5 protein-coding genes are annotated in these 12854 nt (G+C 41.5%); 1 reads left to right on the top strand and 4 read right to left on the bottom strand.

Translation table 11 applies throughout. The features are described 5' to 3' along the window. Nucleotides 1-578: 578 nt before the first annotated feature. Nucleotides 579-3617: a glycosyl hydrolase 115 family protein gene (locus tag ACYVJ6_RS10105; protein ID WP_460693937.1), complete on the top strand. Its 3039-nt coding sequence runs from the start codon at nt 579-581 to the stop codon at nt 3615-3617. A gap of 182 nt (nt 3618-3799) precedes the next feature. Here ACYVJ6_RS10105 and glgB read toward each other — a convergent pair whose 3' ends face one another. The 4 genes from glgB to ACYVJ6_RS10125 form a co-directional block, all read right to left on the bottom strand. Continuing rightward, a complete protein-coding gene (glgB, locus tag ACYVJ6_RS10110) occupies nt 3800-5830 on the bottom strand; it encodes a 1,4-alpha-glucan branching protein GlgB (RefSeq protein ID WP_460693938.1) in 2031 nt (676 codons plus the stop codon). A 258-nt stretch (nt 5831-6088) separates the two neighbouring features. Beyond that, nucleotides 6089-8545, bottom strand: a complete 2457-nt coding sequence (locus ACYVJ6_RS10115; protein ID WP_460693939.1) for a glycoside hydrolase family 31 protein — start codon at nt 8543-8545, stop codon at nt 6089-6091. Between the two features lie 161 nt (nt 8546-8706). Further along, complete coding sequence (locus ACYVJ6_RS10120) at nt 8707-10425, bottom strand: alpha-amylase family protein (RefSeq protein WP_460693940.1); 1719 nt, start codon at nt 10423-10425, stop codon at nt 8707-8709. 51 nt (nt 10426-10476) lie between these two features. After that, nucleotides 10477-12741 (bottom strand): glycoside hydrolase family 65 protein, encoded by a 2265-nt coding sequence (locus ACYVJ6_RS10125; RefSeq protein ID WP_460693941.1) that lies wholly within the window; start codon nt 12739-12741, stop codon nt 10477-10479. Nucleotides 12742-12854: the final 113 nt, after the last annotated feature.

Raw genomic sequence — 12854 nt, forward strand, 5'->3', positions numbered from 1 at the left:
TTTCAAGCCAGACATAGTCAGTGCAATACTTACAGCCTATGGCCTGATTGCTTTTCAGGATTTAAAGTTTGCTTTTCCCCATATTTATATAATTAATTGGTTTATTCATTTTTATTGCAATCGATTGCATTAATATTTACAAGTAATTGAAAAACAGATAATTGAAATAAAAAAACAGCGATTGGAGTTAAGTTTATCTACTAAACTTTATGTTATAATTGATTTAGAACGGATAAAAGTAAATAAAATATTACAATTGCAATCGGTTGCAGCAATCGGTTACTATATTTTTGTAATCGGTTGCAGTAATCGATTGCAATTTAAAGCGCGCTTTATTAAAAAAATTATAATTTAATTGACACTTAATTAAAATACAATGAAATTTTTGAGGGTTTTTATCAAAAAAAAATAAAAATAATTTTTCAAAAAATATTTTTATTTGTACCCCACAATTTAACTATCAATAAGTATAGGGGTATATGTAAAATAACAGTTAGAATAAAAAACTATTAATATAAAAATACTACATTTAACTATTATTTGCAATCGATTGCAATATCGATTATAAAACCACAATTATGAAAAATATTTTTGTTTGGGTTAAAGCCCAAAAGCGTTATTTAAAGCCCCGTATAACTATTATTTCATCATTAGCCATATGGCTTATTTTTATAAGCACCACATTATATGCTGTTGATGAGCCTTACGTATCCACAAAAAGGGTAACCGGGTCTTTTACATTATCAGCGGCGGGAAAATCAACTACCCTGTTTATTAGCGATACAGATTTTGAAGGTGTTATGATGGCTGTAAAAAACCTGCAAACCGATATTAATAAAGTAACCGGTGCCGAACCTGCAATATCTACAGGCAAGGTAACCGGCCGCGAGGTGGTAATTATTGGCACTTTTGGTAAAAGCCCTTTGATTGATCAACTTATTCAGGCTAAAAAATTAAATGCTGCCGATCTAGCAGGTAAAAACGAACTGTTTATATCGCAACTGGTAAAAAACCCTATGCCGGGTGTCGAAAGTGCTTTGGTTATAGCCGGAAGCGATAAACGAGGCACTATATATGGCATTTATGATCTTTCATCGCAAATAGGCGTATCGCCATGGTATTATTGGGCAGATGTACCTGTATTACATAAAAACGCCTTATACGTATTACCCGGCCGCCATACCGATGGCGAACCCGCTGTACAGTATCGCGGTATTTTTATCAATGATGAGGCTCCCGGCTTTTCGGGCTGGGCCAAAGAGAAATTTGCTGCTTTAAATAAAAAGCCATCAGCTATAAATGGTAAAATAATGGATAACGGTGTTAACCATTATTTATACGAACACATGTTTGAGTTGCTGCTGCGATTAAAGGCCAATTTTTTATGGCCGGCCATGTGGAACAACGCCTTTAATGATGATGACCCGGATAACCCTATCCTGGCTGATAAAATGGGGATTATCATGGGCACCTCGCACCATGAGCCTATGACCCGTGCACAAAAAGATTGGGAGCGTTACAAACAAAACTTTCCTAAAGAACAGCAGGTTTGGAATTATGCTACTAACCAAGAGGTGTTAAAAGAATTTTGGTTAAAAGGTATGCAACGCAATAACGGTAAAGAAGTATTGGTTACTGTAGGTATGCGTGGCGATGGCGATGAGCCTATGGCACAGGGGGGTGCTGCTGCCAATATATCGTTATTAGAAAAGATCATTAAAGAACAACGCGAGTCTATCGCGGCAGCTACAGGTAAACCAGCTAACCAAACCCCGCAGGTTTGGGCATTGTATAAAGAAGTGCAGGATTACTATGATGCAGGAATGCGCGTACCTGAAGATATTACCATATTATATTGTGACGATAACTGGGGCAACGTAAGAAGACTGCCAAAATTAGGTGAAAACAATAAAGGCGGCTATGGTATTTATTATCATTTTGATTATCATGGCGGCCCACGCAATTACCAATGGGTTAACACTAACCCATTACCTCACATTTGGGAACAAATGAACCTGGCTTATAATTATGGTGTAACAAAAGAATGGGTGGTAAATGTTGGTGATTTAAAGCCATATGAATTTCCTATAAGCTTCTTTTTAGATATGGCATGGAACCCTAAAAAATATCCGGCTAATAGTTTACAGGAATATACCAGAAATTGGGCTGCCCAACAATTTGGCCCCGAACATGCTGCCGAAATTGCCCAGATTATATCACTATATGGTAAATATAATGGCAGGCGTAAACCTGAAATGGTTGACCCAACTACCATTCGTACCAGCACACCTTATAGTTTAACTGATTACCGCGAATTTGAAACCGTAGTATCTGACTATAATAACTTGAAAGAACAAACTATTAAACTGAGCAAAAAAATACCTGCCATATATAAAGATGCATTTTATCAATTAGTATTACACCCGGTAACGGCATCTGCTAATTTTAATGAAATGTACCTGGCATCTGCCAAACAAAAATTATATGGCAACCAGGGCCGAACTGCTGCCGATGATGAAGCTAAAAAAGCAGAAAAATTATTCGCAGAAGATGCCCGCATAACCAAATATTTTAATGATACATTAGCTAATGGCAAATGGAGCCACATGATGGACCAGGTACATATTGGCTATACCAGTTGGGATGCACCGAGAAAAGCAGGTGGTGGCAACGAAAACAGGTTACCTACATTTGTAAAGATAACCCCTACCGAAGCTGCCGAAATGGGTGTATCTATTGAAGGCTCTGCCGATTACTGGCCAAAAGCTACTACCGAAGCTGTATTGCCGGAATTTACACAATACCCAAGAGTTGGCCGTTATTTTGAAGTATTTAACCGCGGGCTGGCCTCATTTACTTATACCGCAAAATCCAGCCAGCCATGGGTACAGGTAACACCTGCAACCGGTAAAATTGATAAACAACAACGGGTTTGGGTTAATGTAGATTGGACCACAGCGCCAAAAGGTATTAACCGTGTACCCATTACTATTACGTCAAGTGATGGTAAGACCGTAGTTGTGCAAGCAATTGTAAATAACAGCAAACCGGTGCCAACTTCTGGATTTGTTGAAAGTAATGGATATGCATCGATGGAGGCGATCCACTACAGCAAGCTGGTAAACGGAACTGACGTTAAATGGAACATCCTGCCTGATTACGGGCGTACATTATCTGGTATTGAAGGTACGCCTATAACTCATCCTCGTATTGAAAATCCGGGGGGTAACAGTCCGCATTTGGAGTACGAAGTGAATGTTGCTGATACCGGAAAAGTGAAACTATTGGTTTACACCGCTCCTTCTATCGACTTTACACACGAAAAAGGTTTATGGTATGCTATATCCATTGATGATGAAGCGCCTGTTAAAGTTAATATTGATCCGCTTATTGCCGACCCAAGAAGGGCTAATGGCGTTATGGAGGGTAACTCGGCTAATTTGATCAAAGTATTAAGTTCAAACCATTATATCAGCAAACCGGGTAAACATATAGTTAAATACTGGATGGTTGACCCATCGGTTGTATTAGAGAAAATAGTATTAGACCGTGGCGGTGTAAAATCAAGCTATTTAGGTCCGCCTGAAAGTTATAGGGTTACGGCCACTAAAAAGTAAGTATAAAAAAGCAGCCAATGGCTGCTTTTTTATTTTCTTCTCGTCATTGCGAGGAACGAAGCAATCTCTGCACTTGCAAATCAATAAATAAAACGTTCATTAGTTCCGTAAATCGAAATCTGCCGTTTGAATGTCCTATTTAGAGATTGCCACGCTATCGCTCGCAATGACGCGGTGGTTAGTTAAATCCGTTTAAACACTGCCGCTCCCAACGGTGGTATAGTTATTTTGATAGAATGATCTCTTCCGTGCCAGTTAATGTACTCGGCATTTAAAGTGCCGTAATTAGTAACACCGCTACCCCAAAACTCTGTCGAGTCTGAATTGAATATCTCTTTCCAACCCCCACCTGTAGTTACACCTACGCGATAATCATGGCGGGTAACGGGTGTCATGTTTAATACAACCACTACATCGTTTTGGGCATCGTGGCCTTTACGGGCATATATCACAATAGAATCATCCGCATTGCCACCGTCTATCCATTCAAAACCGCTGCTATCAAAACCTTTTTCATACAAAGCAGGCTCTGTTTTATACAAATTATTTAAAGCTTTTACTGCTGCCGCCATACCCTGGTGATTGGGGTATTCCATTACATGCCAGTCTAACGAGTATTGGTAGTTCCACTCTTCGCCCTGCGCAAATTCATCACCCATAAATAACAACTTGGTACCCGGATGAGTAAACATAAAGCTATACAGCAAACGTAAATTGGCAAACTGCTGCCATTCATCGCCCGGCATTTTACGCAGCATAGAGCCTTTGCCATAAACCACCTCATCATGCGAGAAAGGCAGCATAAAATTCTCTGTAAACGCGTATATCAAACTAAAGGTTATTTGGTTATGGTGATATTTACGATGCACCGGATCTTCGCTAAAGTATTTTATAGCATCGTGCATCCAGCCCATCATCCATTTCATGCCAAAACCCAATCCACCCAAAAATATCGGTCGGCTTACGCCTGTAAATGAGGTTGATTCTTCGGCAATAGTTTGTATATCGGGGAAATGGCTGTAGCAGGCCTCATTAAATTCTTTTAAAAATGATATGGCTTCCAGGTTTTCGTTGCCGCCAAATACATTAGGCTCCCATTCGCCTTCATTACGCGAATAATCAAGGTATAGCATAGATGCTACCGCATCAACACGCAGGCCGTCTACATGGTATCTATCTAACCAAAAAATAGCATTGCTTATTAAAAATGCGCGCACCTCGTTACGCCCGTAGTTGAATATGTAAGACTTCCAATCCGGGTGGAAGCCTTTGCGCATATCGGCATGCTCATATAAATGCGTACCGTCAAAATTGTACAGGGCATGTGCATCACCCGGGAAATGGGATGGTACCCAATCCAGTATTACGCCTATACCTTCCTGGTGAAAGCGCTCAATTAATAACATCAATTGCTGTGGTGTACCATAGCGTGATGATGCCGCGAAATACCCGCTTACCTGGTAACCCCAGCTTGGATAATAAGGGTGCTCCATAATCGGCATAAACTCTACATGCGTAAAGCCCATATCCTTTACATAAGGAACCAATTTATCTGCCAGTTGTTCGTAGTTAAAAAACAGATCAGGGCTTTCGGGACTACGTGCCCATGAGCCTATATGTACCTCGTAAACCGAGTACGGCTTATCTAAAGCATTGTGTTCATAACGCTTCTCCATCCAGGCTTTATCATTCCACTCGTAAAAAGTATCTGCAATGATGGATGCCGTACGCGGGGGTTCTTCCCAGCGTAAGGCAAACGGGTCGGCCTTCTCCAAATCCTCGCCGGTGTTGGAGGCTATAAAATATTTATAAGCTTCGCCATTGCCAATATTGGGGATAAAACCTTCCCAAACACCTGAACCATCCCAACGAACATATAAGCCATGCGAACCACGGTTCCACCCGTTAAAGCCACCCATTACCGATACAAACTTGGCATTAGGTGCCCACACTGCAAAATAAGTACCCACCACGCCATCATGCTCCACTACGTGCGAGCCGAATTTTTCATACAACTTATAATGTTTACCGGCTTTAAAAAGGCCGATATCAAACTCGGTAAAACGGCTATAGGGCTGTACGTTATATTTTAGTGGAGGTACCAGCGCTGTCGCTTTTTTGGCTGGCGCGGATTTCTCCTTAGCTGCAGCTTTAGGCTTTACAGTTTTAACTTCTTTTTCGGCTTTTGGTGTTGCAGGTGCTTTTTTGGCCATAATTTAGATATCCTTTCGGGATGAGATGTATAATAACCAAATATATAAATATTGTGGGCGTACACACCATAAACAAAAAAGACTTTCGAAGTTTTTAAAACTTCGAAAGTCTTTTTTACCGAACGTCATTGCGAGGAACGAAGCAATCTCTACATAAGCTAATCAAAACTGACGAGTCGTAGGACTTCACAAAAGCATTATCCTTTTTACTGTCTGGTTTAGAGATTGCTTCGTTCCTCGCAATGACGGTTTGATATGTTACTTCACTATCTCCAGCCGCTTAAAGTTTTTACTAAACTTCATTTCAAGGCAGTTATTTTCAAATGTAAAATCGGTTATCAGTTTACCTTCACTGTTAGTAATTTTTGATGGTTTAAATGGTAAACCAATTATTTTAAAGGCATAGTTTTCATAACGCGGATTATATAAACCTTCCATACTTTGTTTAATAGTAAAGCTGGTTTTGGTACCGCTTACCGCAAATTTTTTCTCTAAATAGATATCCTGCTCGTAGGCAAATGTTTCGCCGTAATCTTCAAACAGGAAGGAATTGGCTTCGTAGTCGCTATAATAAATGTTTAATATAACTTCTTCAATCTCCTTTTCGCCCACATATTGCATTACCGGGTATTCGGGTATTACCGATCCTGCTTTTACAAAAAGTGGTATGGTTTCCAGTGGGGTCAATACTTCGGTTTCTTTACCTCCTGCAACCATTTCATTGCTCCAGAAGTTGTACCAGTTGCCGGTTGGCAAATACACTTTCCTGCTTTTTTGGCCGGGTTCTAAAACCGGGCAAACTAATATTTTATCCCCATAGGTAAACTCATCCTGGCGGAAGTGGTTGCTATATACCTCCTGCTCCTGCATTACCACCGGCCTTAGTATCGGGAAGCCATAACGATGATGTTCCCAAAACGCCGAGTACAGGTAAGGCAATAAACGATACCGTAATTCAATAAATGTGCGGTTAATAGCAGTAAATGGTTCGCCAAAGCTCCATGGCTCACGCTCTTTGGTATCACCTGCCGAGTGTGCCCGCATAAATGGCGAGAAAGTTCCCATTTGTATCCAGCGGGTAAATAGTTCGCCATCAGGCTCACCACTAAAACCACCTATATCTGTACCAATAAATGGTATGCCCGAAACCGACATACGCTGGCACTGTATATTACCTAATTTTAAATGCTCCCATGATGCCACGTTATCACCCGTCCATGCCGAAGCGTAGCGCTGCACGCCCGAATAACCTGCGCGGGTTATGGTAAACGGACGCTTATTTTTCATGAGTTTACGTAAACCTTCATAGGTTGAGCGCACCATTTGCATACCGTAAACATTATGTGCTTTACGGTGCGAACCACGGTGCCCGTCATACTGGTGGCGCACATCATCCGGGAAAGTACCTGCACCAAATACAGCCGGCTCGTTCATATCATTCCAAACACCCGCTACGCCTGCCTCAACCAAACCTTCAAACAATCCTCCCCACCATTCCCTTACATCAGGGTTAGTAAAATCAGGAAACTGGCAACGGCCCGGCCAAACGTGGCCCTCCATAAAGTAATCATCGCTTCGGCGGCAAAAATGCTTATTCTCCTTGCCTTCTTTAAACACCCAGTAATTATCATCCACGCGTATGCCCGGGTCAATAATTACTACCGTCTTAAAGCCATCAGCCGCCAACTCGCTGATCATCCGCTTAGGGTTAGGGAAATATTTTTTATTCCAGGTAAAGCAGCGGTACCCGTCCATATAATCAATGTCCAGATATATACCGTCGCACGGGATTTTATTTTCGCGGAAACCGTTCGCGATCTTTTTTACCTTAGCCTCAGGGTAATAGCTCCAGCGGCATTGGTGATAACCTAACGCCCAAAGTGGCGGCATAGGGTGGGTACCGGTTAACAGGTGGTAGCTTTTCACCACATCCATCATATGCGGGCCGTGGATGTAATAATATTGCAGTTCGCCACCATCGGCCCAAAAGCTGGTTTTGGTTTTATCTTCGGCGCCAAAATCAAAGTGCGTTTTAAATGTATTATCAAAGAAAATACCGTGGGCTATATCATCATTTAAGCTGATATAAAATGGTATAGCGCGGTATAATGGATCCTGGTTCCAGTTAAAGGAATAGGCATCGGTGTTCCAGTTTTTCAGGCGCTTGCCGCGCAGGTTAAGCTCGGTAGGTTTATCGCCTAAGCCAAAAAAGCTTTCTTCGGGGCGGCACTCTTTGGTACAGAATACATAGTAACCACCAAATTTTATATTTTCTTCCCAGTGCATAGGTACAGCATCCGCACTGGTGATATTGCTCTCGCAATCAGAAAATGATATATGAAAATTCTCTTTTGATATATGGCAACTTACAGCACTTGTAGAAACACGAAACTCATCTTCATTTTCAGCTATGGTAAAAGCAACAGGCTTGCTATTTAGTTTAGGTACAGCGTATGAAAATTCTTCGAGGAATACACCATGCGGAGCCAACCTTACGCGTATAACCTGCTCGGTTACAATGACGATCTCCACCTTGGCATCGCCATCTGTAAAGTATATTCTATTGTCTGATTGTTCTGCCTGTTTAGGTATGCCCAGGTATTTTTTAACTACCGGCTTTATGGCATCGGCAGGATTATTCAAATGATGAAACTCCTCTTCCTCTTCAAGCAATTTATTGGCCAACAACTCCGGATCTTGTATATTTTCTTCCATAAACAACTTTAATATGCATGCACATCACCAACCAATTAATGAATAATTGGGATATGCTTTCTATTAGCTAATAAACGAATTATTTTTCAATAAACGGACAATAGATTGCTTTAAAAATAACGAAATGGATATATTTTTATGAAAATCACAACAAATACATGTTAAAATTTCAATATTACACCATTCATGGCTGATAAAGCAATATTCAAGCCGCTTTTAATGTCTGCTGAATTATAACTTGTACCTGTTAACAGATCGGTTAGTTGCTTTTCACCATGCATATTCAATTTATCTAACAGATCATCCGGCAAAATAACATTCAGGTCGCGCGGGTTACGGTCAAAATTTACCACAATTAAAATTTGCTCCTGTGCAGTGTAACGCAGGTAACAGTATATGCGTTCATCAAAGCCACCGCGGTTTTGATTGGCCAGCATCAATTCATAAAACTCGCCTGTGCGCAGAGCCTCATGGGTTTGTACCGCGGTTAATAAATTACAATAAAACCCACGCAACTTTTTTTGTTCCTCGCTCAAGCCGGCGCCATCAAATTGCCCGTTGTTTAACCATTTTTGATGCTCTGGTAGTCCATAATAATCAAAAATGGTGGTGCGGCCATCTTCTCCGCTAAAGCCCTCGCTTCTGTATGCAGTTTCACCTACTTCCTGCCCGCTATAAACTAATACCGGCCCTGTTGATAAAGTTGCAGTAACTATCATACCCGGTATGGCATACCAGGCATTGCCTGCAAAATAGTTGGAAGCAATGCGCTGCTCATCATGCGTTTCCATAAAGCGCAGCATGTGCTGGTCAATATCTTTAGTATCATAGTTCCACACGGCGTTTATTTGCCACGTAGAATGGTTATATGGATCAGTAGTAAGAGGTCTTAATGTATCATATAATCCAGTTTTATCATATAAGTAATCAAACTTTCCTTTAAAAATATAATCGCGGTATTTACTTTTATCATAGGCTTCGCCGATGAATATGATCGAGGGCACTTCGGCTTTTAGTTTTGGTACTATCCATCCCCAAAACTCAAATGGCACGTGCTCCACCATATCGCACCTAAAGGCATCTATGCCTTTTTGCGTCCAGAAATGCAGGATATCATATAGCTTGTTCCATAGCGGCGGAATAGGGTCAAAATGGCGTTGATTAGTAGCATAGTCGACCCCATAATTCAGCTTCACGGTTTCAAACCAATCATTAATGGATGGATAGGGATCAAATACATCATTACCCGTTGCCTTGGCGGGATATTCATCAAATTCGCCATCCTTAAGCGGACTATGAAATTCGTCACCGCCCGGGTTATAGCCATGCGGCACTTCAAAGTACTGCCCCGGAAGGTAGTAAAAATCGTTAGTGGGCGAGAATGCTTTGGTAGTATCATCGTCCTGCCCAAAATCGCGCACCCCCGCAGGTTTTTTATCAGATGCATAGGTACGCGCCACGTGGTTGGGTACAAAATCAATAATAACTTTTAGGCCGTTGTTATGCGTACGTTCAATAAGGGCATCAAATTCAGCCATCCGGTTATTTACATCAACCGCCAGATCGGGATCGACATCATAATAATCTTTTATCGCGTAAGGCGAGCCTGCCCTGCCCTTTACAATATCCGGATCATCGGGTTTTATGCCATAAGCCGAATAATCGGTCATGGTAGCGTGTTCAATTACCCCGGTATACCAAACGTAGGTAAAACCCATATTTTTTATTTCTTGAAGGGCTTTGTCAGTAATATTATTAAACTTACCTACTCCATTTTCTTCAATGGAGCCATAGTGTTTGTTTAATGTTTGGGTATTGCCAAATAAACGCGGCAATAGTTGGTATATGATGAGTTTATGATCGGTTGGGGTGGATTGCATATTGAAATACTAAAGTAAAGTATTTTTAATTAAAGGTTGCTTGATTATTTATTAAACAACACGTTCTTTTCCATGCACCAAAACAGCTATTGGCGCACCGGATAAATTCTTTATATCAACCCCGCCCTTACTCACTTTTACATTTAATATCGCTCCTCTAAAACCCACATTAAAAGAGAACGATTCCCATTTACCCGGCAAGAAGGGATCAAACGATAACATACCATTTTTAACTCGCATACCGCCAAAGCCCTCCACAACAGCCATCCAGGTGCCGGCCATGGAGGTAATGTGGCAACCGTCTTCGGTATCGTTGTTATAATCGTCTATATCCAAACGCGAAGTGCGCAGGTAAAACTCGTAGGCCCGTGCCTCATCACCCAGTTTGGCGGCTAATATGGCATGCACACATGGCGACAATGATGACTCATGCACCGTACGCGGCTCGTAAAAATCAAAGTTGCGGCGGATGGTATCTATATCATACCTATCCTCAAAAAAGTAAATACCTTGCAATACATCCGCCTGTTTGATATAGCACGACCGCAGTATCCTGTCCCAACTCCATTTTTGGTTCAACGGGCGCTCCCCTGCGGGGATATCTTTAACCAATATCTGCTCTTTATCCAAATACCCATCCTGCTGTAAAAACACCTGCTGCTTTTCATCATACGGGTAATACATATTTTGGATGATGTGTTTAAAACGAGCAGTTTCCATTCCTTCAGCAAAGCTGATCTTGCTAACCAATGCATCGTATTTTGCACTATCCGCAGCCTTCACTTGGGCAATTATATCCAGCGTATATTGCATACACCATACCGCTAAAGTATTGGTGTACCAGTTGTTGTTAATGTTATTTTCATACTCGTTTGGCCCGGTTACACCCAGCATAACATACCGCTGTTTATCCTCGCTCCAATTAACCCGCTGCGACCAAAACCTGGCGATGGCTATTAAAACTTCTAAGCCATAATCGGCTAAATAACTTTCATCCGCCGTGTAGCGCACATAGTTATAAATGGCATAGGCAATAGCGCCGTTGCGGTGTATCTCTTCAAAAGTTATTTCCCATTCGTTATGGCATTCGGTACCATCCATAGTAACCATGGGGTATAATGCGGCACCACCCTTAAAGCCTAATAATTGCGCGTTCTCAATAGCTTTTTCTAATTGTTTATAGCGATAAAGCAGTAAGTTGCGAGTCACTTTTGGGTCGGCAGTGGCCAAATAGAAAGGCACACAATATGCCTCGGTATCCCAATAGGTAGAGCCCCCATACTTTTCGCCCGTAAATCCTTTCGGACCAATATTCAGGCGGTCATCCTCGCCGGTATAAGTTTGATTTAACTGGAAAATATTAAATCTGATGGCCTGCTGCGCGGCTACATCGCCCTCAATAATTATATCGTTATGCTTCCACTTTTCGGCCCAGGCAGCGGCTTGCTCGGCCAACATCGTATCAAATCCTTTTTTGCTTATGCGATCTAAGGTTTTGTTCAATTCATTTACCATATCCTCTGCCTTATAATTTTGAGAAGATAGATTAGCCGCGTATTTGATGATGGTGATGGGTTTACCCTGCTCCGCTTGTAAATCAACTTTAACACCAACATATTTTTCCTTTTCAACAGGTTGTTTTTTACCCTCCTGCGAAATATTGAAAAGCATTCCGGTAGCTACTTCAAATCCTGTTTTCTTGGTTTTGAGTTGCACATAGCCACCATTAGCATTGGCCTGCTTTTTTACCTCATCCCAAAACTTTTCATCGTAGTTAGAATCTTTGTTGACTACATCGCCATCAATGTAGGGGGTAATGGTTATTGGGCCGCTAAAATTTAAAGGCGTTAGGGTATACTTTATGGCACCCGTTTCATCATCAGCCATACTGCAAAAGCGGATAGCTTCTACCTCAACTTCTTTACCATTAGCCGTTTTCGCGCGGAAGTTTCTTTTCAGATAGCCATCCTGCATATTCAGCTCACGCCTGAAGTTGGTTACCTCACATCTAGCCAGATCCAGTTGCTCGCCATCAATTACAATATCTATACCTATCCAGTTGGCAGCATTTAATACTTTGGCAAAGTATTCGGGGTAGCCGTTTTTCCACCAGCCTACGCGGGTTTTATCGGGATAGTAAACCCCGGCTACATAATTACCCTGTAAAGTTTCGCCACTATAAGCTTCTTCAAAGTTGGCGCGCTGGCCCATACGGCCATTACCCAGGCTAAATACGCTCTCGGCTATTGGGTGATGTTTGGGGTCAAAACCCTCTTCAATTATTTTCCACTCGTCAACTTTAAAGTATTGTTTCATTTCTTATTAATTACCGTCATTGCGAGGAACGAAGCAATCTCTGCACATGCAAATCAAAACCGGAGTGTTCGTTATTGAACGACATTTATCTGCTTGACTGTCCTATATAAAGA

The sequence above is a fragment of the Mucilaginibacter puniceus genome, from assembly GCF_054783175.1.

Coding starts and splice junctions, on each gene's coding strand:
- ACYVJ6_RS10105 (WP_460693937.1), top strand. CDS start 579: ATGAAAAATATTTTTGTTTGGGTTAAAGCCCAAAAGCGTTATTTAAAG.
- glgB (WP_460693938.1), bottom strand. CDS start 5,830: ATGGCCAAAAAAGCACCTGCAACACCAAAAGCCGAAAAAGAAGTTAAA.
- ACYVJ6_RS10115 (WP_460693939.1), bottom strand. CDS start 8,545: ATGGAAGAAAATATACAAGATCCGGAGTTGTTGGCCAATAAATTGCTT.
- ACYVJ6_RS10120 (WP_460693940.1), bottom strand. CDS start 10,425: ATGCAATCCACCCCAACCGATCATAAACTCATCATATACCAACTATTG.
- ACYVJ6_RS10125 (WP_460693941.1), bottom strand. CDS start 12,741: ATGAAACAATACTTTAAAGTTGACGAGTGGAAAATAATTGAAGAGGGT.